Raw genomic sequence first — 22,030 nt, forward strand, 5'->3', positions numbered from 1 at the left:
AATTCGCCCGTGATAGTGACATTTCAAGGGGATTGTGGACCCGAATGGCAGCCGGGATCAAGCGCTATCAGGTGGTTATCCTTGGGGGAATGTTCGGTTTAAGCTCTGTGAAGGCATGATCGGAAGAAATGTCATGGTGATCGACAAAGTACAGGGAGGGGAAAAAGCTCGCGTCTACCGAAATCCTAAATTAACCGCCACACCATAGACTTAGCGCAGTTGGGATCAGGGGAAACCTAGACTTGCGTAAATTGATGAAGGACCCGCGGGCCGAGAGCAGATGGGGCAACGGCATGCTCTGGCTGATCGGCGGCGCCTTGCTGAGTGTCCTGATCGTGTCGGTTGGGCTGATGATCGATCGGAAAACCGCGCTCAGCGAGCGGGGCCGTATCGAGCATACGGTTCTGGATCGCCTGCTGCATGTGAAGTCCCAGATCAAGAACAGGGTTCAACTGGACCGGGATCTGGTCCTGTCGCTCGCAGACGACATCGCAGATGACAGCGCCTTGTCCCCGACCGAGCTGAACCGCACGATCCGGCAGATCCTCGCCAACAATCCCCATATGAAGGCCATTCATTTCCTGCCGCTGGATGATCCCGGGCGCATGGCTTTCACCGCCTCGATCAGCAACCGAGATCGAACCTTCCTCATCGACGTTCCCGTGCCTCCCCTGCCTTGGCAGACGACGACCGAATGGGTCTCGCTGGTCGCAGAAGTCGACGTGGATCGGTTTTTTGCCCATTATGAGCTGCTGACTGACGCCGAGCTGCCCGACCATGAAGAGCATGACCACACCAAGCTTGCGGTGACGCTGCCGCCGGTCGCTGGCACCGAACGCATCTTTGGGGATGCGTCGATCTTCGCTGAACAGCCTGTCACGGTGTCTGTCGAGGATACAGGCCTGCCCTTCGAGATCTATGGCGTGCCCGGCGATGGCTGGGACGCGGCGATGAACCGTCTGCTGCCAAGCCGTCTTCTAGTGTTGGCGGGCGTGGTGGCGATGATGATCTCGGTGCTGCTGGCCGTCTTCCTGCTCAGCGAGCGCAATATGAACATCGCCCGCCTCAGGGGCCGCGAACAACGGCTGCTCGAGCTGTCGCAGCGTTTCCAGCTGGCTCTCGAGACGTCCAATATCGGCATCTGGGAAATCGACAGCACGACCCATGCCCTCATCTGGGATAGCCGAAGTGCCGGCCTGCATGGGTTGCCGGAAAGCCTCTCCGACGACGAGGATCGGCTTGCCGACTGGTTCGCCTCGTTGCATGCCGATGACATCGGCAAGGCCGAACAGTTCTATTTCGACTGCGTTGTTGCCGGCAAGGCCGACCAGTGGGACGTCAGCTACCGGATCCCTCTGTCCGACAACAGCTTCCGCTATCTTCGCTCCGTCGGTGCCCGCACGCTCGACGGCAGCATCACCGGCATCGTCTGCGACGTGACAACCGATACGCTGGTCACCCAGTCGCTCAGCCGGGCAAAGGAGAACAGCGACATCAAGAATGCCGAGCTGGAACTGGCGCTTGAGGAACTCTCGAGCCGTGAACACCAGCTGGCCGAAGCCTCGCAGCGCCTGGATCTGGCGCTCGGCTCCTATAGTTGCGGCACCTGGGAAGGTGATCCGGTGACCCGGAGCGCCAACTGGGACGAACGCATGCACCAGCTTTACGGCGTGCCATTCAGCGAGAAGGCCGTTCCCGAACATGTCTGGCTCTCTCGCCTCCACCCCGATGATCGCGGCGATATCCAGCTCGCCACGAAGCGGGCTGTGACACTCGACCAGGTGATGAACACGACCCAGCGCGTGGTCCTGCAGAATGGCGAGATCCGTTACATCCGCTCCGTTGGCCAGCCGCATATCGGTCGCGACGGCAAGAAGAAGCTGATCGGGATTGCCTTCGACGTGACCGCCGATGCGCTGCTTGCCGAGCAGCTGCGCAATGCCAAGGCGGAAACCGACATGCGCAACATCGAGCTGGAGCTCGCGAAGAACCGCATCGAGTTCAACGCGCTCCACGATCCGCTGACCTCGCTTGCCAACCGTCGCAAGCTCGACCTCGAACTCGACCTGCTGGTCCGCAATGGCGACCGGCCGGCGAACAAGTTCGCCTTCCTGCATCTCGACCTCGACCGGTTCAAGGAAATCAACGACACGCTGGGCCATGCAGCTGGCGACGCCATGCTCGTGCATGCCTCACGCATCCTGATGAAACACGTGCCGCGCGGCGATCTCGTCGCCCGTATCGGCGGTGACGAATTCGTCGTTCTCGCTCGTCGTCAGACCACCGTCGATGAACTGGCGGCACTGGCCAACAAGATCATCGAGGAAATGCGCCAGCCGCTCGACTTCGAAGGGTTCGACTGTCGCTGCGGCGTGTCGATCGGCATTGCCCAGGCACAAGGTGCCTCTCCCGATGCGCGCAAGGTTCTCATCAACGCCGACATCGCCCTTTATCAGGCCAAGGAAAAGGGCCGGAACTGCTACGAGTTCTTTACGCCCGATCTGCAGGCGAATATCGTCGCCAAGAAGCGCATGGCCGACGACATCCTCGCGGGCTTCGACCGGGACGAGTTCATCGTCTACTACCAGCCGCAGTTCGAGGCTTCGAACATGCAGCTCTGCGGCGCCGAAGCGCTGATCCGCTGGCGCCATCCGGATCGCGGGATCCTTGCTTCCGGCAACTTCCTGAAGGTCGCCGAAGACCTGAACGTCATGGCCCGGATCGACGAACTGGTGCTGCAGACGGCGCTGAAGGATCAGATGCGCTGGACGGCGCTTGGCATGCAGGTGCCGCGCATTTCTGTGAACGTGTCCTCGAAGCGCCTGCACGACGACAACCTCATCGAACAGTTGCGCGGCCTGCAAATTTCGCCCGGCTCGATCTGCTTCGAACTGGTGGAATCGATCTTCCTCGACGAGAGCGACACGCTCGCCTCCGAGAATATCGAGAAGATCAAGGCGCTCGGCATCGACATCGAAATCGACGATTTCGGCACCGGCCATACCTCGATCGTCAGCCTGTTGAAGCTGAAGCCGAAGCGCCTGAAGATCGACCGTCAGCTCGTCATGCCCGTCACAGTGCAGCCGCAGGAACGCAGTCTCGTGCGCAACATCGTCGAGATCGCCCGCTCACTCGGCATCGAGACCGTGGCGGAAGGCGTGGAAACGCAGGAACATGCCGGCATTCTGCGCCAGCTCGGCTGCGACTATCTGCAGGGCTATGCCTTTGCCAAGCCGCTCTCGTTTGACGATTTCACCCGTTTCGTCGACCGTCTGCCGCAGCGCAAGGCGTCTTGAGCACACGCGGCGGTGGATCATGCCGCCTGTGGTGACACAGTGTTGTCGCAAATCGGCGGCAACGGGCGCAAAAGCGCTTCACAGAAATTGTGGATTTGCTCTATGAGTGACGCCATCCAAGGCAAGGCCTGCCGGACGATGTTCCGGCGGGAGAGAATGGAACGGTAGCTCACGCATGTCGCACAATACCTTCGGTCACCTCTTCCGCGTCACCACCTGGGGCGAAAGCCACGGGCCGGCGCTCGGCGCTGTTGTCGACGGCTGCCCTCCGGGCGTCCGTTTCGCCCAAGAAGACCTGCAGGTCTTCATGGACAAGCGCAAGCCCGGCCAGTCCCGCTTCGTCACCCAGCGGCGCGAAGACGATATCGTGAAAGTGCTCTCCGGCGTCATGCCGCAGGAAGACGGCACGATGATCACGACCGGCACGCCTGTGTCGCTTTTTATCGAGAATACCGACCAGCGCTCCAAGGATTACGGCGACATTGCCAAGCGCTATCGCCCCGGCCATGCCGACTATACCTATGACCTGAAATACGGGATCCGCGACTATCGCGGCGGCGGACGCTCGTCCGCGCGCGAGACGGCTGCACGCGTGGCAGCCGGTGCGCTGGCCCGCCTTGCCATGCCGGGCGTTACCATTCGTGGCGCGCTGGTGCAGATTGGCACGCACAAGATCAACCGCGACAACTGGGATTGGGCGCAAGTCGACCAGAACCCGTTCTTCTGCCCTGACGCAGCCATAATACCCGTCTTCGAGCAGTATCTCGACGGGATCCGCAAGGCAGGCTCCTCCGTCGGCGCTGTGATCGAAGTCGTGGCCGAGGGTGTACCTGCCGGCATCGGGGCGCCCGTCTATGGCAAGCTCGACCAGGAGATCGCCGCCGGCCTGATGTCGATCAATGCGGTGAAGGGCGTCGAAGTCGGCAACGGCTTCCAGGCAGCCGAGATTACCGGCGAGGAAAATGCCGACGAGATGCGGATCGGGGCGGACGGCAAGCCCGTCTTCCTGTCGAACCATGCCGGCGGCGTGCTGGGCGGCATTTCGACCGGCGAGCCGATCGTCGCGCGCTTTGCCATCAAGCCGACTTCGTCGATCCTGACCGAGAAGCGCTCGATCGATGCCGACGGCAATGAAGTCGATGTGCGCACCAAGGGTCGCCACGACCCCTGCGTTGGGATCCGCGCCGTGCCCGTCGGCGAGGCGATGCTCGCCTGCACCATTCTCGACCATATCCTGAGAGACCGCGGCCAGAACGGCCGGACCAGATGAGGACTTCCCCATGAGCTATGACCAGAAGCGCGTCGTCGAGGCGATCCGCGCCTTTGAAGCCGGCGAAATCGTCGTCGTCACCGACGATGACGGCCGCGAGAACGAAGGGGACCTGATCGTTGCTGCCGTCCACTGCACGGCCGACAAGATGGCCTTCATCGTGCGTCACACCTCGGGCATCGTCTGCACGCCAATGCCGAAGGAAGAGGCCAAGCGCCTGAACCTCTCGGCGATGGTGGCCGAAAACGATAGCGCCCACACCACCGCCTTCACCGTTTCGGTAGATTTCAAGCACGGCACGACAACCGGCATTTCGGCAGACGACCGGACGCTGACGGTGCGCAATCTGGCCAACCCGAATGTCGGCCCTGCCGATTTCGTGCGCCCCGGCCACATTTTCCCGCTGGTTGCCCGCGAAGGCGGCGTCCTGATGCGCTCCGGCCACACGGAAGCCGCCGTCGACCTCTGCAAGCTTGCCGGCCTGCCCCCGATCGGCGTCATCTGCGAACTCGTCAATGACGATGGCACGGTGACCCGTGGCCAGCAGGTTGCGGACTTCGCCGTCAAGCATGGCTTGAAGCAGGTGTCGGTCGCCGATCTCATCGCCTATCGCCAGCGCAAGGAGACGCTGATCCAGCTCGTCTCCAAGTTCGACCTGCAGACCCCCTATGGTCCGGCGATGGCCTATGCCTATTCGCTTCCCTGGGATCCGATGCAGCATCTGGCTGTCGTCTTCGGCGACATCCGGGACGGCGAAGACATTCCGGTGCGCCTGCATCTTGAGCATGTCGGTCAGGACGTCTTCGGCACCAACCGGCAGGTCGATGGCATCATGAAGCGGATCGCCGACAAGGGCCGCGGCGTGATCGTCTATCTGCGCGAAGGCTCCGTCGGTGTCGGCGTCTCGACCACCGCGCGTGGCGGCAAGCATGACCGCGAAGATCATTCGGAAGCGCAGGCCCGCGAGAGCGAATGGCTGGAAATCGGGCTGGGCGCACAGATCCTCAAGGATCTCGGCGTCACCTCCATCCGGCTCTTCTCATCGCGCGAACGCCATTACGTGGGCCTCGAAGGGTTCGGCATTCGCATCGCTGCGACCGAGATCGTCTGAGGTTTTAGCGGGGCCTTCAGTCTCGATTGATGTGATGTGGCGGTTTACCGCCGCATGATCACCCCACCCCGGACCTGCGGTCCGACCCTCCCCCTCAAGGGGAGGGTGGAGTGTGGCCGCTTGCGCCTGCACCAAGGCAACCGGCGGCCACCCACCTCCCCCTTGAGGGGGGAGGTCGACGCGCAGCGGCGGGTGGGGGTGACCCGGTTGTCGCCCAACTAACTCAAGACCCGATCGGCCCGTCGACCATCGGCTCCGGCTTGCCCTTCCAGCTCAGCCGCCAGACATCGCCCTGGCGGACAGACTGGACGGCGGCGGGGCGGAGGATGGCGAAGCAGGTGCCGCCTTGATGGCGGACGGAAGGGTAGATAATGCCGTTCAGGCCTGCCCGTCTTGCCTCGAGGGCCAAGTGGTTTCCTTGCGGATAGCCGACAGACTTGTCCGACGACAGCGCCGGATGTCCCGGCGCATCGCTTAGGTCGAGAAAGGCGCCGGAGACGCTGCAGAGCATCTCGGCATAGTCAGCCACAGCCTGATAGGCGCTGGTTCGGGCCAGAAACTCCGTCATGTGAAAGGTGATTTCGGCCAGGCAGGTCTCGACCGCAAGCGCTGCATACCAGGCACCGCGCGTCTCGCCGTTGAAGCGATTAGCCTCGCGGGGCTTGGCATAGGCGAAGCTCGCATTAATGAAATGCGCATGCGGCACATCGTAGACGAGTTCGTTGGCCGCCAGTCCGGAAATGCCGGTCGCCTGTGCCTGCATGCGGGTCGAGGTTGCGGCCTCGATTTCGGCAAGCTCGGCCAGTTCCTCGGCCGTGTCAGCGAGCGGGGCCAGCACCGGCGGGCGCGGGCGCGCGGTGGAAACGAGCCGCACGGTCCGCGGATAAGCAACCGTCGAAACCGGCAGGCCGGCGATCAGCACTCAGAGTCCCCCGCGCACGGCGTCGACGTAGCGGCGAACCTCGAGCATGTGGGGAATGCCGCCCTCGATCATGGCGGCGACGGGGGTACGGCGATCAAAGAGCGGGCCAGAGTTTTCGAGGCTCGGCCAGCGATCGGCCATGGCATCGACGAAGAGCAGATGCAGCGCCTTGTAGATGCCCAGAAGCGCCGAGATCCGGGTCATTTGATCCTGGCTCAGCGTTTTGGTCACACTCTCCGGCTTCAACCGCTCCCAGGTGCTGAGGGAGACCCCGAGCAAGGCGGCCGCTTGCTGGCTGGTCAAGTCCCACTGGACCACGAGGCGACGGAACGCCTTCAGCGCTGCGGCCGAGAGCCGTTTGCGGTCCGCCTCGGAGGCAAAGCCTTGCGAGACTGGGGATGGGGCGGTGTGGCGTTCTGCGATGTTCAACACGCTAGAGCTCCTTCAGATGACATAGGAAATATATGTCATTTGAAGGCGTTTACAAGCCTGGGTATTATTAGGGCGATCTTATGGGAGCTAGACCACCCGACGCGCCATGCCGACAGAGCGTGGGGCTGTCTCATCGAAGCCGAACTGCGAATAGAGGCGGTTGGCGGGGACGTCGGCGATCAGGCTGACATAGGCAGACTTCGGCAAGGTGGCGATGAAGTCGGACAGGGCTGCCATGATCTGCTTGGCGAGGCCCCTGCCCTGATGATCCGGCAGGATGGCGATGTCTGTCACCTGAAAGAAGCAGCCGCCGTCGCCGATGATGCGGCCCATGCCGACCGTCTCGTCGCCCAGCATCAGGCTGACGCCGAAGATGGAATTGGGCAGGCCCTTTTCGGCGGCTTCACGGGAGAAGGGCGTGAGGCCGGATTGCAGGCGCAGGCGCATGTAGTCATCAATGGCGGGCACGCGGGTTTCGATGCGGTAGGCGCTGTTGTCGGTCACGTCGGATCTTTCTGTCTTAGGTGTTTGGGTTTGTTCAGCCGAGCCAGCCGGGCTGCAGGCGCACGGCTTCCATGCCGGCGAAGCGGGAGACGCGCTGGAGTTCTGCCTCCAGCTTCTCCAGACGGCCGGCGCTCGGCTTGATGCCCGGCTCAAGCCAGACGCGGCGGACATCCAGCACGCCTTCTCGGCGCTCAGCCTTCATGTCGATGCGGCCGATCAATCGGTCACCTTCGAGCAGCGGAAAGACGTAATAGCCGTATTGGCGCTTCGGCTCGGGCACGAAGACCTCGATGCGGTAGAAGAAGCCGAAAAGGCGTTCGGTGCGGTTTCGGTCGCGGATCAGGGGATCGAAGGGCGAGAGAACGCGGATGCGCCCCGGTGGCTCGGGGGCGTCGAGCAGTGCAGGAACCTGCGCGGCGAAGGCGAAGGAGGCGCGCGGTTTCCCGTCGACGGTTTCGAGCTGCAGCTCTTCCAACTCGTCGCGATGGGAGGCCACCCAGGCCTTGGCTTCATCCGGCGTGACGATGTCGAAGAAGGCGGCGATCTCGCCAGATGTCGCGAAACCGAGCCGGGTGAGAGCTGCCCGGCAGGCCCAGTCGACGAAGGTCTCGTGGTCGACTTCGGCTGCGTGATGGTCGGCGGGGATCACGCGCTCAGCGAGGTCATAGACTTTCTGAAAACCCTCGCGCCGCGCGATCGCAAGCTTGCCGGTGTGCCAGAGGAATTCGAGTGCCGTCTTCGAGGGATGCCAGTTCCACCAGCCGCCGGACTTGTGGTCTTCGGCCTTCACGTCCCGCGCCATGACCGGACCATGGTCACGGATTCGGGCGTAGGTTTCTTCAAAGGCCTGATCGAAGCCCTCCCCCTGCCATCTCGCCCAGTTCTGCCGAATGCGCTCCTCGCGGCGGACGAAGCGGTGCTTCCAATAGGGGAAGAAGGCCGAGGGGATGACCGAGGCATCATGCGTCCAGTGCTCGAACAGTGAGCGATCCTTCTCGGCCAGATGGGCAAGATCGGACTGGCGATAGGTCTGGTTGCGGGAAAAGAGGATCTGGTGATGCGCCCGCTCGACCCACTGGATGCTGTCGACCTGAACAAAGCCGAGGTCATGGATCAGATCGTAGAGCCCCTCACGCCCGAGCGCCTTCGTCGGCGAGCGGGACAGGCCCTGCCGTTCGAGGAAGATTTTTCGTGCAAGGGCGTTGGGGACCGGAATCGACATGGAGGCAGGCTAGGGCATGTTCGTGGTTTGTTCAATCGCTGAATATCGGAGGTTGTGGATTGCGGGTGCTGTTGATGGCAGAGGGCAGCCCCGCCCCGCTAGCGGGTGGGAGTTATGACCTCTGGCACCGCCATCCTCGTCGGTCTATAGGATCACAAACTGCCCTCGGAGACCCCACACATTGCACATCCGCTTCGATAACGCAGACCTGCGCTTCGGCGACCGCGTGGCCTTGCAGCCGCTTTCGCTGTCGCTTGTCGAGCCGCGTGTCGGCGTGATCGGGCTGAATGGCTCCGGCAAGACGAGTTTCGCGCGGCTGATTGCGGGGCTCGCCAAGCCCTCCTCCGGCACGGTGACGCTGGATGGGCTGGATACCGTGACGGACGAGAAGGCGGCGCGGGCGAAGACTGGATTTATTTTCCAGAACCCCGGCAATCAGATCATCCTGCCTGTCATCCGTGATGACGTGGCGCTCGGGCCGACGTCGCGGGGGCTTGATGCCGCGGAGGTCGAGCGGCTGGTCGATGAGGCGCTGGCCCGCTTCGGCATCAGCGATCTTGGCCCGCGGCGGCCCCATGAGCTCTCCGGCGGGGAGCTGCAGCTTGCCGCACTCGCCTCCGTCTGCGTCAACCGGCCTGACGTCGTCATCTTCGACGAGCCGACCAATCAGCTTGATCTCAGGAACCGTGCCCGGGTGAAGGCGGCGATCGACGGGCTTGGCGAACAGGCTGTGGTGATCAGCCACGACCTGGAGCTCGTTGCGGATTTTTCCCGCGTGCTGGTCTTCCATCAAGGCGCGCTCGCGTTCGACGGACACGGAGGCGAGGCGATCGCCCGCTACCGGGAGATCGCCGGATGCTGACGAGCCTGCATGTGGAGGGGCAAAGCCTGCTGCATCGTATCCCGGTGAAGCCGAAGCTTTTCGGGTTGATGGCCTTTGGGCTGGCGCTCTATTTCGTCGACCAGTTGGTCGTGCTCGGGGCCGCCACGGTGCTGACCGGCTTGCTCTATCTTTCCACAGGTGTCGGACTGGCCGAGGGCTTCAGGCGGCTCCGGCCCGTGCTGTTCACGATCGGCTTTCTGGCGGCGGTCAATCTCCTGCTGCTCTCGCCGCTCGAGGCCTTGGTCACAACGCTCAGGCTCATTGCGATCCTGTTTGTTGCGGCGGCCGTGACGGCGTCCACGACGATTGCCGATTTCATGGCTGCGGTCACCGATCTCGCCCGGCCACTGGAGCGGCTCGGCCTCATGAAAGCCGCCGATCTGGGTCTCGCGCTGGGGCTGGTGCTGCGTTTCGTACCGGAGATTGCCGGGCGTTACGAGGCGCTGAGGGAGGCGCATGCGGCGCGGGGCATCCCGGTGAAGCTGTCGCGCATGCTCGGGCCGCTGATCATTTCGACGTTGAAGGATGCGGACAGGATCGCGGAGGCGATTGACGCGCGGGGCATTCGGGGCCAGTAACGGAGCGATCTTTTTCGGGGACCTTTCATGACCACCAGAGACCTCGTGCTTGCCGCACTCTTCACCGCCATCATCATTGTGCTCGGCTTCATTCCGCCCGTGCCGATCCCGCTGCTGCCGGTTCCGATCACGGCCCAGTCGATGGGCGTCATGCTCGCCGGCTGCATCATCGGCGCCAAGCGCGGGGCGCTGTCTTACGCACTGCTCGTCGTGCTCGTCGCCGTCGGACTTCCAGTGCTTTCGGGCGGTCGGGGCGGTCTCAACGTGCTGATGGGGCCGACCGGCGGCTATATCTTCGGCTGGATCATTGGCGCCTTCGTCACTGGCTTCCTCGCTGAAAAGCTGGTCCGCGAGGGCCAGTCGGCCGTCAAGCAGATGACCGGCTTCTTCGTGGCCAGCGTCGTCGGCGGTATCGGCGTCGTCTATCTCTGCGGCATGCCGTGGCTTTCGGTCGTGGCCGGCACGCCGTTCGACAAGGTGGTCCTCGGCTCGCTCGCCTTCATCCCGGGCGATCTGGTCAAGGCCGCGATCGCCACGCTTGCAGCCCGCGCCGTGATCGTCGGCTATCCGCTTCTGCCGGCGCGCGCGTAACACCCAGAAAGCGTCGTTCAAGAATCGAAATGCCACCGCTAAGGTGGCATTTTCCGTTTTAGGTTCCGGGGGATTTGAACCGTGACGACACTGCCGAGAATTCTGCTCGCCTGCGCTTTGCAAGCGCTTGCCGCCACGTCCACGATGGCAAATGATTCCATGGCCACGCTTGAAGCCGGTGGACTGGTGTTCACGCGCAGCGAAGAGATCACCATGGCGAAGGAAGATCTCTACATCTCGCCGGAAAAGGTAGAGGTGAAGTATCTCTACCGCAACACTACGGACAAGCCCGTGAAGACGATCGTCGCCTTCCCCATGCCGAAGATCGGCGGACCGGTGGAGATCATGTCGGCAGTCCCCGACGAGCAGAGCGACAACTTCATGGACTTCTCCGTGGTCCAGGACGGCGAGGCGATCGAGGCGAACCTGCAGCAGCGCGTGCTGGTGCGCGGCATCGATTTTACCGCTGACGTCGAAAGCCAGGAGATCCCGCTCCAGCCGCTCCTGAAGGAAACGACGGAAGCGCTGAAGACGCTGGAGCCCGACGTCATCAAGGACTGGCTGGCCAAGGGACTGATCGTCGACCTCAACTACGGGATGGGCGGCACATCCGAGCCGGAATACGTTCCCGTCTGGGAGCTTGAATCCATCTACTGGTGGGAGACGACCTTTCCGGCCGGCGCCGAGGTCGAAGTCGAGCATCGCTATCGCCCGAGCGTCGGCGGAAGCGCGGGCCTCGTCTTCATGTGGGACGGCAAGCCTTCCGATTCCTATGCCGACTACCAGAAGCGCTACTGTGTCGATAAGGACTTCCTCAATGCCGCGATCAAGCTCGAAAAGAAGCAGAACCCCGATGCCGGCGTCTATTATTTCGAGCAGTGGCTCTCCTACATCCTGACGACCGGTAACAACTGGTACGGACCGATCGGTGACTTTCACCTGACCGTCGACAAGCTGAATGAGGATTCGATCGTCAGCTTCTGCGGCGAAGGCGTGAAGAAGACAGGGCCAACCACCTTCGAAATGCGGGCCAAGGATTACTATCCGTCGAACGATCTCAACATCCTGCTGGTCGTTACAAACAAGGTCGCGATGCAGGACCAACCGTAACAGTTACGCTTGCAATCGAATCTCACCGGTCAGGCAAATTCGCGCATGATCTGGTAACGGCTTGTAAAATCGTTTCGAAGAGGATCCCGGCTGATCGGTCGTTTCCGGTGTCCCCCTGAGCGCTCCATGACGGAGACGCAAACGCCCGAACGGATCATGTCACCGCTGCATCGCGACGCCGGGTCTCCGGCCGTCTGCCCATTTCGCGCGCCCGAAAGTCACGACATGTTTCTCAACAACCTTTCTCTCAGCAAGAAGCTGATCCTTACCTTTTGCACCATCATGGCCGGATGTTTCCTGGCCTCGGTTGTCGTCTTCGTCCAGGCTTACACGGCAAAGACCACGCTGATCGAACAGGATCGGGCACAACGCATCGTCAACCTCGTCGATGCGGCGGCCACTGCCATGGCCGAGCAGGCAGCCAATGAGCGCGGCTATCTGCTGTTCGGCAGCGAAAGCACGCTGGCGGCGGTTGCGACAGAGCGCAAGGCGCTCGAGGCAGCCCTTGGCGAAGCCCGCACGCTTGCCGGAAATGACAGCGCGCTTACCGCGCGTGTGGACGCCATGCGCGCTGCCGCAGACGCCTACGCCAATAAAGTGGCCGAGCCGCAGATCGCCGCCCGCAAAGCGGGTCAGACGGCCATTGAAGACATCGCCGCGATCGGCACGTCTGACGCGGCAGGTGCTCTGGATACGTTCCGGGCTGCCGCCACGGATATCAAGGGCGTGCTCGCCACCGAGACGGCAGCGACCCGCGCGCGTCTCGAGGCTGCGCACTTGGCGCTGGAATTGGCGCTGGTGCTCGGTGCGGGCGTTGCCGGCGTGTTTGCCGTCGGCCTGATCTGGCTGCTTGCCCGCTCTATCGTCACACCGATCACCGGCATGACCAATGCCATGACGCGGCTGGCCGCCGGCGACCACGCCGTGGATGTGCCGGCTGTCGACCGTGGCGATGAAGTGGGCCGCATGGCCAAGGCCGTGCTCGTCTTCAAGGATGCCGCGATCGAGAGCGCGCGCATGTCCGACGAGCGCCGTAGCTTGCGCGAACAGGCCGAGGCCGACCGCCAGCGGGCGGAAGCGGAAAAGGCCCGCGAGGCGGAAGAAGTGCGCTTTGCCATGACCGAACTCGCACAGGGCCTTTCGGCGCTGTCCGACGGTGACGTGGTGTTTCGCCTGGAGAAACCCTTCGCGGCTCATCTCGACAGCCTGCGAGGGAATTTCAACGAGTCGCTCGAGAAGCTGCATGCGGCGCTGAGAACAGTGGGTGCCAATGCGCAGGCGATCCATGCCGGCGCAGCCGAGATCCGCTCTTCGGCGGACGATCTTGCAAAGCGCACCGAGCAGCAGGCGGCCTCCGTCGAGGAAACCGCTGCCGCCGTCGAACAGGTCACCAAGACCGTGCGCGACACGGCAAAGCGCGCCGAAGATGTCGGCCAGTTGGTCGAAAGCACGCGGTCCGGCGCCGAGCGCTCCGGCGAGGTGGTGCGCAATGCCGTGTCTGCCATGACAGAGATCGAGCAGTCTTCCCAGTCGATCTCCAACATCATCGGCGTGATCGAGGATATTGCCTTCCAGACCAATCTGCTGGCGCTCAACGCCGGCGTCGAGGCCGCACGCGCTGGCGAGGCGGGCAAGGGCTTTGCGGTCGTTGCCCAGGAAGTGCGGGAACTTGCCCAGCGCTCCGCCAATGCCGCGAAGGAGATCAAGGCGCTGATCTCGAAATCGACCGCCCAGGTCGGAAATGGCGTGGCACTCGTCGGTGAGACCGGCACGGAGCTCGAGAAGATCGTCAACGCCGTCCAGGAGATCAGCCACCACGTCGGCGCGATCGTCACTGCGGCGCGCGAACAGTCGACCGGTTTGCAGGAGATCAATCTCGCGGTAACCGCCATGGACCAGGGCACGCAGCAGAATGCGGCCATGGTCGAGGAGCAGACGGCGGCCTCGCATACGCTGGCGGCAGAAGCGGACTCGCTGAACACGCTGCTTGCGCAGTTCCGGCTCGGTCAGTCTGGTGCAGCGCCTGCAGGAAGAATGGCGCAGCATCGTGTAGCCGCAACCTCGCCCGCCCCTGTTCGACAGCCCGCTCTCCGTCAACCGGCCGCGGCTTCCGCTTTGCATAACCCGGCCCCCTCGCCTGCCCGGGCACTGGCCGGCAAGCTCGGTCGCGCCTTCGGCATCGCTTCTGCGGCACCCGGCGAACCGGCAAAGCAGGACTGGACGGAATTCTGATTTCAGGGCCGGGCTGTGAAGCCCGGCCGTCTCCCGCAGGCGTGCCGTTATCCTCAATGAGGGTTTAAGAAATACCGCAAAATTTAGCGGTTCTTGCCCAAAGAATTAACGATATCTCGCCATCCTGCCGCGATTGACGGGGCCGTACCAGCGGCCGTGGGGATGGGACAAAACATGCTGAATTCGTTGAAGAAAATACCGCTCTCGGTGCAGATGGTGCTCGGGATCGGGATCGCGGTGGCCGCCATACAGGCAGGCACCGCAGCCTATGAGATTTCCGCCGAGCGGCTGAGCCTGACGGACAAGGCGGCCATGCGCGGCGACGCTGCACTTGATATGCTCGAGTCCGTGCACACCCAGGCCATGCTGAACCGCAAGGAAGTTGGCGAGGACGATCCGGCAATCGAGACGCTCGATGGGACGATGGAGCAGTTCTCCAATGCCGGCGGCAGCGTCAAGATCTGGCTGGTGATGGGCCCGAAGGTCATCGACTTCCAGAGGGCGCAAGGAGAGACCGAGTTCGAGAGCCCCCGTGACGCGCTCGACCAACAGACGATCGACAAGCTGCAGACGCTGAACAGTCTCGAAGGCGAGACTTTCCGCATGACCCGCCCGGTCGTGCTGGGACAGGGCAGCGCCTCCGACGAAAAGTGCGCGGCCTGTCATACCGCACAGATGAATATTCAGCCGGGAGAGGTCATCGGCGTCTACAGCGCCGAGGTCAATCTGGCCCCGGAACTCGCCGCCTGGCGCGCCAATGTCTGGACGCGGGTGTGGATGGGCGCCGGCGCGATCGGCCTGATGATCGCACTCGTGGTCGCCATGCTGCGCATCACGGCCATCAACCCACTTCGCAACCTGACCCAGGCGACGGAGAAGCTTGCGGGCGGCCAGCTGGACATCGAGATCGAGAACCGCGAGCGGCGCGACGAACTTGGTATCATGGCCCGCGCGCTCGAAGTCTTCCGTGACAATCTGCGACGCAACAAGGCACTGGAATCCGAAGCGGACCAGGCCCGGCAAAAGGCCGAGGCGCACCGTCTCGAAGTCGAGCGCCGCGCCGAGGATGAGGCGGCCGAACGGCTGCGTGTGGCAACGGCCGGCCTTGCTGGGGGTCTTCGTCGTCTTGCGACCGGTGATCTCGCCTTCCAGATCGAACAGCCCTTTGCTGAGAGCTTCGAGGCGCTGCGGCATGACTTCAACTCGTCTGTTCGAGAACTCGCAGCCACGATGGACATGATCCGCCAGACGGCAGGCATTATCGATGGTGGTAGCGCGACCATCGCCGGTGGCGCACGAGACCTCGCCCGCCGAACCGAAAGCCAGGCGGCATCGCTTGAGCAGACCGCCGCATCGCTGAAGGAGATCAACGCGACTGTCGCTGCCGCCAACCAGCGGGTGGCGGAAGCGCAGACCGTTGCGAAGAAGGCCAATGGCAGCGCGCTCACCTCCGGCAAGGTCGTGACCGAGGCGGAAGAGGCGATGCATCGCATCGAGGAAAGCGCCCAGCAGATCTCCAACATCATCGGTGTGATCGACGAGATTGCCTTCCAGACCAACCTCCTGGCACTGAACGCCGGTGTCGAGGCAGCCCGTGCAGGCGAAGCCGGCAAGGGTTTTGCCGTTGTCGCCCAGGAGGTCCGCGAGCTCGCCCAGCGCTCGGCGAATGCGGCGAAGGAGATCAAGACACTGATCCAGAACTCCACGTCTCAGGTGGAGAACGGCGTGCGCCTCGTGCATGGCACGGGTGAGACCCTGCTGGAAATCGGTACGCTGATCCAGACGATGAACGAGCACATGGACGCCATCGCCGACTTCACTCAGGACCAGGCGAGCAATCTGCGCGATATCGGCGGGGCGGTCGACACGCTCGACATCGTCACCCAGCAGAATGCGCAGGTCTCCGAACAGTCGAGCAATGAAGCGACCAGGCTTGCGACAGAGGCCGGCTCGCTCAGCCAGATGATCCAGCGTTTCAAGCTGCCATCAACGCGTGACGGACACCGCCGGGCCGCCTGACAGGCATTACTGTCAACCACATAAAAATGAGAAAGCCCGTGGCTCGCGCCACGGGCTTTCCTTTGGCCTGAACTCAAAAACGATCAGGCTTACCGGTCGTCTTCGACATCATCGACGACGTCCGTCATGGGGCGGTCCGCACCGTCCGCATGTTCGTGGATCCACTCACCTTCGGCATTCTGCCAGCTGATTTCGGCGTCGCCATCGGTCAGTTGCTGGGCGCCTGCGGCCTTGCGGGCTGCAGCCACCGCTTCGTCGTGCGTCGGGTAGGGTTCCGAATAAACGTTGCCCAGACGGTAGGCATAACCTTCGTCATGCTCCACGACGTGATAGGTCACCTTGACCATGGCTAGTCTCAGTTCCAGCGCCAGCGGCTGTCACGGGCCGGCGGAGTGGAATTGGCAAGCAGGTAACCGACGACACCGCCGACGATACCGAGCGTGATCAGGCCAGCGGAGGTGGCGGCAGCCGGATGACGGCGAACGACGCCAGCGACCGTGTCTGCGCCTTCGCGGGCGTAGTCAGCCACGACATGGGCCGTGCGGGTCGCGCCGTTGACGACGTCAGACGCGCGGTTGCGGATGTCATCGCGATCGTAGCCGGTGACGGAAGAGGCCGCGCGGCCAGCTTCGTCCAGCGCTTCGGAGGCACGGTTGCGTACGTTGCGGCTGCTGCGGCCAGCTTCGCGGCTGATCATGTCCTTGAGATCATTCATCTGTTCGCGCAGTTCACGAAGTTCTGCCTGGAGGTTGGAAGACGCCATGGTGATACCCTTTCCGTTGTTCGTGGTGTTGCCGAAGAAACGTTGCGAATGCCGGATGGTTCCATTTGCAGAATTTCAGAGCGCGTCTGGAACGAAAAACGCCCGGTGCGAGGCACCGGGCGTCGAAAAGCGAAGTCTGCGGGACGATTACTTCGTCGCGGCTTCGTACATTTCGAGCACGTAATCCCAGTTGATCAGGCTGTCGACGAAGGCTTCGAGGTACTTCGGACGGGCGTTGCGGTAGTCGATGTAATAGGAGTGTTCCCAGACGTCGACGCCGAGGATCGGGGATGCGCCGTGGATCAGCGGGCTTTCGCCGTTCGGGGTCTTGGAGATTTCGAGCTTGCCATCCTTGACGGAGAGCCAGGCCCAGCCGGAGCCGAACTGGGTGGTGCCGGCTGCGACGAAATCGGCCTTGAACTTGTCATAGCCGCCGAGATCGCTGTCGACTGCAGCCTGCAGCTTGCCCGGAAGCTTGTTGCCGCCGCCATCCTTCTTCATCCAGTTCCAGAAGTGGATGTGGTTGTAATGCTGGCCTGCATTGTTGAAGAGGCCGGCGTTCTTGCCATAGGACTGCTTGACGACTTCTTCGAGCGACAGGCCTTCGAGGCCCGAATCCTTCAGGAGGTTGTTGCCATTGGTCACATAGGCCTGGTGGTGCTTGTCGTGGTGAAACTCCAGCGTTTCAGCCGACATGAACGGTGCCAGCGAGTCGTAAGCATACGGGAGGGCGGGCAATTCGAAGGCCATGTGAGATCTCCTTTTGGCAAATGGATTGCGTTTTGGCAGGTGACGGGAACATAGGTGCGGAACATCGCTCAGGCAACCTTTGCCCTTCCAAAATCCGGCCTTCAAGCGAAAGAAATGTCTTCCGTTTTTGGACTTGCGCGACTTGGTGTTCCGGCCGACGCTCCGCGCCACAATGCACCCAACCGAGGTTCCCCATGTTCCGTTCCCGCCCGCCTCTCGCGGCTACAGCACTTGCCTTGATCAGCCTTCCCTCACCGGCGTTCGCCTCGTCGAGCGATGCCTGGGACGAATTCGCCAAGGATGTCGCCGCCAAGTGCACTGTGCTGGCCGAGGGACGTATCGAGCAGCCGAAAGTGGTCGTCGATCCCTTCGGGACGGAAAGCTACGGGGTTGCTGTTCTGACCGGCAAGGCGGTGGGCGCGGACGCCACTGTCAGCTCGATCTGCGTCTATGACAAGAAGAGCCAGGCGGCAGAGATCGGCGGCGAGCTGCCGGCCGACCAGGTGACGATCACTGTGCCCTAAGGCCTCAGGCGTCGTAGACCTCGGGCTCCGGCAGGCCATCGATCGGAAAGCCGAACTCGGCGCGAGCAATCTTGCATTCCTCATCGCCGGGCATGCAGGTGCGACAGACATGCGGGCGCACGAGATAGACGGCGCAGCCGACATGCTTGCCGACTTCGCCGGTGAGTGCCGCACAGCGCCCATTCTCGAACTTCATGCCGCTCTCATCCTTGGCGATCATCGCTTCGGGGATGGCGGCGATCTCTTCATCCGTCTCCATCGAAAAGCGCGGCCACTCGGCAGAATAGGCGCAGCAGGCGCCGCAGGCCTGGCAATCAAAGATGTCGGGCGGAGAGGTTTCCAGCATGGGTTCACCGCCTCGCGGCGCGGACGCGCATCAGGTTGAGGGCGAAGAAGCCGGTGAAGCCCAGCATCAAGAGGCCAACGAATACCGGGCCGGCATCGACCGAGATCAGATCCATGGTGAGGCCCGTGCTGCCGGAGCCGGCGGCACTGCCGATCGCGTAGGCCAGCGCAAAGACCGCGCTGCCAGAGACGAGAAGACCGCCACGGAAACGTTCGCCGAGCAGGGTAAGCGCTGCGGTGTAGAGCGAGAAGCTGGCTGCACCGAGGATCGAGATGGTGATCAGCAGGGCCGCCTGGGATGTCATGAAAGGCAGTACGAGGAAAGCGGCAGCGGTGATCAGCGATCCGGAGACGGCGATGACGGGCCGCGACAGCCGGTCGAGCAGCCAGCCGACGAAGGGCTGGGCCAGCGCCGTTGGCAAGGCCACCATTGTGACGACGAAGGCGGCGAAGTTCTGGCTGTAGCCACGCTCGACGAAATAGAGCGGGATCATCGAAATCGCCGCAATATCGGAAAAGCCGAAGGCGACGACCATCAGCGTCAGGACCGGCGCGAGCTTGACGAAGGTGAGAAGGCCACCGGCTTCCGAGGCTTCCGGCTTGGTCTTGGCATAACGGCCGAGCATGACCGAGGCGAAGGCGACGAGTGCGACATAGGCCGCCGTCAGCGCAAAGGCGAAGCCGTCCTCAATGCCGACAAGCGGAATGGCGAGCGGACCTGCTGCAAAGCCTGCACACATGCCGGCGCTATAGGCCCCCGACACGCGGCCACGCAGGCGGTCCGGACAGGCGGTGTTCAGCCAGGCTTCGGAGACCGTGTAGATGATGCTGGTGCAGAAGCCGAGCAGGAAGCGGGCGACGAACCAGATCCAGAGCTGGTCGAAGACCGAGAAGGTGGCCAGGCAGACGGAGACGCCGAGCAGCGAGGCGACGATCAGCCGGTCACCGCGCATCCTCTGGGTCAGCGTCCCGATCATCAGCGTCGACGAGGCTAGGCCAAGCGCAAAGACCGAGGCGTTCAAACCCGCCATGCTGGAGGAGACACCCCGGCTTTCCAAGATCAGCGCGATCAGCGGATAGGTGAGCCCCTGCCCCACAGCAAAGGCGGTGACCCCAAGGATGACGACCGCGATCGCTGCCCAGTCGGGCGCGAAGTCGGGTGCGATATCCGTGGTGTGTGCCGTGTGCATAGAGCCTCCGGAACCCTTGTTCAGGGTCTAATGCTGGAAGGCCCGGTCTAACGGGGGGATCGGGGGAAGTCCAGAGAGAGGCTTTGGACGTCTGCCTCTGAGCCCTGATGATTTGAAGTGATACGTTCCATGTACCGAACAAAAGCATCCCGAAGCGCGACGGTCGGTGCCGGCGGGTTGTCTATTGCGTCAAAGAAGACCGCATGGTCCTCAGGCTTGAGCACTGTGACATGCTCCCTGCTGAAATGAAGCTCGCAGTTGCTTGTGCTGTTGCCTGGCCGGTCTCTGTTGCTCATACAAGATTGTCTCGCACGCTGCGTCAAAGATCAACCTTGCCGCCTCAGCCCGCCGTAATCACACCCGGCACATCCTGGCCCAGCGCCGCAAACACCGTCTTCAGGATGCCTGCGGAATCCAGTCCGGCCTTGGCATACATGGTTTCGGGCTTGGCCTGGTCCATCCAGACGTCGGGCAGCACGAGCGAGCGGACCTTGAGGCCGTTGTCGAGCAGGCCCTCGTTGACGAGGAAATGCATGACATGACTGCCGAAGCCGCCGACGGCGCCTTCTTCGACCGTCACGACCACCTGGTGGTGGCGGGCGAGCTGGCGGATCAGGTCGTGGTCCAGCGGCTTGGCGAAGCGGGCGTCGGCAACGGTGGTCGAGAGGCCTGCGGCGTCGAGGTCTTCGGCGGCCAGCAGACAGTCGGCCAGACGCGTGCCGAAGGAGAGGAGTGCGACCTTCGAGCCCTGCTTGACGATGCGGCCACGGCCGATCTCAAGGATCTCGCCGCGCTCGGGCATGGGAACACCCACACCTTCACCACGCGGATAGCGGAACGAGATCGGGCCTTCGTCGTAGGCAGCTGCCGTACGCACCATATGCTTCAGCTCTGCCTCGTCGGCCGCGGCCATAACCACGAAGCCCGGCAGTGCTGCAAGGAAACCTGTGTCGAAGGAGCCGGCATGGGTCGGGCCGTCGGCGCCGACGAAACCGGCGCGGTCGATCGGGAAGCGCACTGGCAGGCCCTGGATGCCGACGTCGTGGACGACCTGGTCATAACCGCGCTGCAGGAAGGTGGAATAGAGCGCGCAGAAGGGCTTGAAGCCTTCGGCGGCAAGGCCGGCTGCGAAGGTCACCGCATGCTGTTCGGCGATGCCGACGTCAAAAGTGCGCTCGGGGAAGAGCGACTGCAGCTTGTCGAGGCCGGTGCCGTTCGGCATGGCGGCGGTGATGCCGACGATCTTGTCGTCGTGGCGGGCTTCCTCGACCAGGGCATCGGCGAAGACGGCGGTATAGGCCGGTGCGTTCGGCTTTGCCTTGGCCTGGGTACCGGTGATCACGTCGAACTTGTTGACGCCGTGATACTTGTCGGCAGCGGCTTCCGCAGGTGCATAGCCCTTGCCCTTCTGGGTCACGACATGGATCAGCACCGGACCCTTGGCATTGTCGCGAACATTGCGCAGCACAGGCAGAAGGTGGTCGAAGGAATGACCATCGATCGGGCCGATATGGTAGAAACCGAGCTCCTCGAACATCGTGCCGCCGGTCACATACCCACGGGCATGTTCGACGGCGCGGGTGATCGCGCGGTCGACGGTCTTGCCGAGATAGGCTGTCAGCTTCTTGCCGAACTCACGGAAGCCCATGTAGCTGCGACCGGAGGCGAGACGCGCGAGATAAGCGCTCATCGCGCCTGTCGGCGGGGCAATCGACATGTCGTTGTCGTTGAGGATGACGATCAGGCGTGCATCGAGGGCGCCGGCATTGTTGAGCGCCTCATAGGCCATGCCGGCGGACATCGCGCCATCGCCGATGACGGCGATCACCTTGCGGTCGGTCTTCGACAGTTCGGCGGCGACTGCCATGCCGAGGCCGGCGGAGATCGAGGTCGAGGAATGGGCAGCACCGAAGGGATCGTATTCGCTCTCGGCGCGCTTGGTGAAGCCGGAGAGGCCGTCTTCCTGGCGCAGCGTACGGATGCGCTCACGGCGGCCGGTCAGGATCTTGTGCGGATAGCACTGGTGTCCGACGTCGAAGATCAGCCGATCCTCCGGCGTCTCGAAGACCTTGTGGATTGCGATCGTCAGCTCGACGACGCCGAGGCCTGCCCCCAGATGACCACCCGTTTTCGACACGGCATCGATCATCTCGTCGCGCACTTCGCGCGCCAGCTGCGGCAGATCGCGGTCCTCGATGGCCTTCAGATCTCTCGGGAACTCGACCTTGTCCAGCAGCGGCGTATCGGGCATGGATGTCACGGGGCTCTTGCCTCTTCAACTCGTTTGG

Annotated in this window: 20 protein-coding genes; 10 read left to right on the forward strand and 10 right to left on the reverse strand. The window is 62.9% G+C overall.

Annotated elements, in window-relative coordinates:
• The first annotated feature begins 242 nt into the window (after nt 1-242).
• The 3 genes from AC02Y0_RS13500 to ribB all read left to right on the forward strand — a co-directional run bounded on the left by AC02Y0_RS13500 (nt 243) and on the right by ribB (nt 5,677).
• Complete coding sequence (locus AC02Y0_RS13500; protein ID WP_476379418.1) at nt 243-3,296, forward strand: bifunctional diguanylate cyclase/phosphodiesterase; 3,054 nt, start codon at nt 243-245, stop codon at nt 3,294-3,296.
• A gap of 175 nt (nt 3,297-3,471) precedes the next feature.
• A complete protein-coding gene (aroC, locus tag AC02Y0_RS13505) occupies nt 3,472-4,566 on the forward strand; it encodes a chorismate synthase (protein WP_476379419.1) in 1,095 nt (364 codons plus the stop codon).
• Nucleotides 4,567-4,576: 10 nt separating this feature from the next.
• Nucleotides 4,577-5,677 carry a 3,4-dihydroxy-2-butanone-4-phosphate synthase gene (gene ribB / locus AC02Y0_RS13510; RefSeq protein ID WP_102019488.1) on the forward strand — a complete coding sequence of 367 codons (1,101 nt, stop codon included), beginning with the start codon at nt 4,577-4,579 and terminating at the stop codon, nt 5,675-5,677.
• A gap of 223 nt (nt 5,678-5,900) precedes the next feature.
• Here the strand turns inward: ribB and AC02Y0_RS13515 are convergent, their stop codons facing one another.
• The 4 genes from AC02Y0_RS13515 to AC02Y0_RS13530 all read right to left on the reverse strand — a co-directional run bounded on the left by AC02Y0_RS13515 (nt 5,901) and on the right by AC02Y0_RS13530 (nt 8,757).
• Complete coding sequence (locus AC02Y0_RS13515) at nt 5,901-6,599, reverse strand: RES family NAD+ phosphorylase (RefSeq protein ID WP_476379422.1); 699 nt, start codon at nt 6,597-6,599, stop codon at nt 5,901-5,903.
• On the reverse strand, nt 6,600-7,031 hold the full coding sequence (locus AC02Y0_RS13520) for an antitoxin Xre-like helix-turn-helix domain-containing protein (protein ID WP_476379423.1): 432 nt from the start codon (nt 7,029-7,031) through the stop codon (nt 6,600-6,602).
• Nucleotides 7,032-7,118: 87 nt separating this feature from the next.
• Nucleotides 7,119-7,478, reverse strand: a complete 360-nt coding sequence (locus AC02Y0_RS13525; protein ID WP_476384030.1) for a GNAT family N-acetyltransferase — start codon at nt 7,476-7,478, stop codon at nt 7,119-7,121.
• A gap of 91 nt (nt 7,479-7,569) precedes the next feature.
• Nucleotides 7,570-8,757, reverse strand: coding sequence for a winged helix-turn-helix domain-containing protein (locus tag AC02Y0_RS13530; RefSeq protein WP_476379424.1), 1,188 nt, complete (start codon nt 8,755-8,757; stop codon nt 7,570-7,572).
• A gap of 181 nt (nt 8,758-8,938) precedes the next feature.
• Here AC02Y0_RS13530 and AC02Y0_RS13535 point away from each other — a divergent pair, with 181 nt between their 5' ends.
• From AC02Y0_RS13535 to AC02Y0_RS13560, 6 genes are all read left to right on the forward strand, one after another.
• Nucleotides 8,939-9,619: an energy-coupling factor ABC transporter ATP-binding protein gene (locus tag AC02Y0_RS13535; protein ID WP_476379426.1), complete on the forward strand. Its 681-nt coding sequence runs from the start codon at nt 8,939-8,941 to the stop codon at nt 9,617-9,619.
• On the forward strand, nt 9,613-10,218 hold the full coding sequence (locus AC02Y0_RS13540; RefSeq protein WP_476379427.1) for an energy-coupling factor transporter transmembrane component T family protein: 606 nt from the start codon (nt 9,613-9,615) through the stop codon (nt 10,216-10,218). Before AC02Y0_RS13535 ends, AC02Y0_RS13540 begins: the two co-directional genes overlap by 7 nt.
• Before the next feature lie 27 nt (nt 10,219-10,245).
• A complete protein-coding gene (locus AC02Y0_RS13545; RefSeq protein WP_444557609.1) occupies nt 10,246-10,809 on the forward strand; it encodes a biotin transporter BioY in 564 nt (187 codons plus the stop codon).
• Between the two features lie 81 nt (nt 10,810-10,890).
• Complete coding sequence (locus AC02Y0_RS13550; protein ID WP_476379428.1) at nt 10,891-11,919, forward strand: DUF4424 domain-containing protein; 1,029 nt, start codon at nt 10,891-10,893, stop codon at nt 11,917-11,919.
• A gap of 225 nt (nt 11,920-12,144) precedes the next feature.
• A complete protein-coding gene (locus AC02Y0_RS13555; protein ID WP_476384031.1) occupies nt 12,145-14,151 on the forward strand; it encodes a methyl-accepting chemotaxis protein in 2,007 nt (668 codons plus the stop codon).
• 174 nt (nt 14,152-14,325) lie between these two features.
• Nucleotides 14,326-16,170 carry a methyl-accepting chemotaxis protein gene (locus AC02Y0_RS13560; protein ID WP_476379429.1) on the forward strand — a complete coding sequence of 615 codons (1,845 nt, stop codon included), beginning with the start codon at nt 14,326-14,328 and terminating at the stop codon, nt 16,168-16,170.
• Nucleotides 16,171-16,259: 89 nt separating this feature from the next.
• Here the strand turns inward: AC02Y0_RS13560 and AC02Y0_RS13565 are convergent, their stop codons facing one another.
• The 3 genes from AC02Y0_RS13565 to AC02Y0_RS13575 all read right to left on the reverse strand — a co-directional run bounded on the left by AC02Y0_RS13565 (nt 16,260) and on the right by AC02Y0_RS13575 (nt 17,683).
• A complete protein-coding gene (locus AC02Y0_RS13565; RefSeq protein WP_102019478.1) occupies nt 16,260-16,517 on the reverse strand; it encodes a DUF2188 domain-containing protein in 258 nt (85 codons plus the stop codon).
• Nucleotides 16,518-16,525: 8 nt separating this feature from the next.
• Nucleotides 16,526-16,933, reverse strand: a complete 408-nt coding sequence (locus tag AC02Y0_RS13570) for a hypothetical protein (RefSeq protein WP_102019654.1) — start codon at nt 16,931-16,933, stop codon at nt 16,526-16,528.
• A gap of 147 nt (nt 16,934-17,080) precedes the next feature.
• Nucleotides 17,081-17,683, reverse strand: coding sequence for a superoxide dismutase (locus tag AC02Y0_RS13575; protein WP_054148921.1), 603 nt, complete (start codon nt 17,681-17,683; stop codon nt 17,081-17,083).
• A gap of 194 nt (nt 17,684-17,877) precedes the next feature.
• Between AC02Y0_RS13575 and AC02Y0_RS13580 the strand changes: the two genes are divergently transcribed.
• Nucleotides 17,878-18,207 (forward strand): hypothetical protein, encoded by a 330-nt coding sequence (locus tag AC02Y0_RS13580; RefSeq protein WP_476379430.1) that lies wholly within the window; start codon nt 17,878-17,880, stop codon nt 18,205-18,207.
• 4 nt (nt 18,208-18,211) lie between these two features.
• On the opposite strand, the gene AC02Y0_RS13585 is transcribed toward AC02Y0_RS13580, so the two are convergent.
• The 3 genes from AC02Y0_RS13585 to dxs form a co-directional block, all read right to left on the reverse strand.
• Nucleotides 18,212-18,553, reverse strand: coding sequence for a YkgJ family cysteine cluster protein (locus AC02Y0_RS13585; RefSeq protein ID WP_476379431.1), 342 nt, complete (start codon nt 18,551-18,553; stop codon nt 18,212-18,214).
• Nucleotides 18,554-18,557: 4 nt separating this feature from the next.
• Nucleotides 18,558-19,742: an MFS transporter gene (locus AC02Y0_RS13590; protein WP_476379432.1), complete on the reverse strand. Its 1,185-nt coding sequence runs from the start codon at nt 19,740-19,742 to the stop codon at nt 18,558-18,560.
• 340 nt (nt 19,743-20,082) lie between these two features.
• Nucleotides 20,083-22,002 carry a 1-deoxy-D-xylulose-5-phosphate synthase gene (dxs, locus tag AC02Y0_RS13595; RefSeq protein ID WP_476379433.1) on the reverse strand — a complete coding sequence of 640 codons (1,920 nt, stop codon included), beginning with the start codon at nt 22,000-22,002 and terminating at the stop codon, nt 20,083-20,085.
• Between the last annotated feature and the right edge of the window lie 28 nt (nt 22,003-22,030).

Source organism: Allorhizobium sp. nf9_anc (assembly GCF_056323085.1).

What these genes read in the sequence shown, in the direction of transcription:
- AC02Y0_RS13580 (WP_476379430.1), top strand. Translation starts at nt 17,878, where the DNA reads ATGTTCCGTTCCCGCCCGCCTCTCGCGGCTACAGCACTTGCCTTGATC.
- AC02Y0_RS13575 (WP_054148921.1), bottom strand. Translation starts at nt 17,683, where the DNA reads ATGGCCTTCGAATTGCCCGCCCTCCCGTATGCTTACGACTCGCTGGCA.
- AC02Y0_RS13570 (WP_102019654.1), bottom strand. Translation starts at nt 16,933, where the DNA reads ATGGCGTCTTCCAACCTCCAGGCAGAACTTCGTGAACTGCGCGAACAG.
- ribB (WP_102019488.1), top strand. Translation starts at nt 4,577, where the DNA reads ATGAGCTATGACCAGAAGCGCGTCGTCGAGGCGATCCGCGCCTTTGAA.
- AC02Y0_RS13560 (WP_476379429.1), top strand. Translation starts at nt 14,326, where the DNA reads ATGCTGAATTCGTTGAAGAAAATACCGCTCTCGGTGCAGATGGTGCTC.
- AC02Y0_RS13585 (WP_476379431.1), bottom strand. Translation starts at nt 18,553, where the DNA reads ATGCTGGAAACCTCTCCGCCCGACATCTTTGATTGCCAGGCCTGCGGC.
- AC02Y0_RS13530 (WP_476379424.1), bottom strand. Translation starts at nt 8,757, where the DNA reads ATGTCGATTCCGGTCCCCAACGCCCTTGCACGAAAAATCTTCCTCGAA.
- AC02Y0_RS13525 (WP_476384030.1), bottom strand. Translation starts at nt 7,478, where the DNA reads ATGCGCCTGCGCCTGCAATCCGGCCTCACGCCCTTCTCCCGTGAAGCC.
- AC02Y0_RS13545 (WP_444557609.1), top strand. Translation starts at nt 10,246, where the DNA reads ATGACCACCAGAGACCTCGTGCTTGCCGCACTCTTCACCGCCATCATC.
- AC02Y0_RS13540 (WP_476379427.1), top strand. Translation starts at nt 9,613, where the DNA reads ATGCTGACGAGCCTGCATGTGGAGGGGCAAAGCCTGCTGCATCGTATC.
- AC02Y0_RS13590 (WP_476379432.1), bottom strand. Translation starts at nt 19,742, where the DNA reads ATGCACACGGCACACACCACGGATATCGCACCCGACTTCGCGCCCGAC.
- AC02Y0_RS13565 (WP_102019478.1), bottom strand. Translation starts at nt 16,517, where the DNA reads ATGGTCAAGGTGACCTATCACGTCGTGGAGCATGACGAAGGTTATGCC.
- AC02Y0_RS13555 (WP_476384031.1), top strand. Translation starts at nt 12,145, where the DNA reads ATGTTTCTCAACAACCTTTCTCTCAGCAAGAAGCTGATCCTTACCTTT.
- aroC (WP_476379419.1), top strand. Translation starts at nt 3,472, where the DNA reads ATGTCGCACAATACCTTCGGTCACCTCTTCCGCGTCACCACCTGGGGC.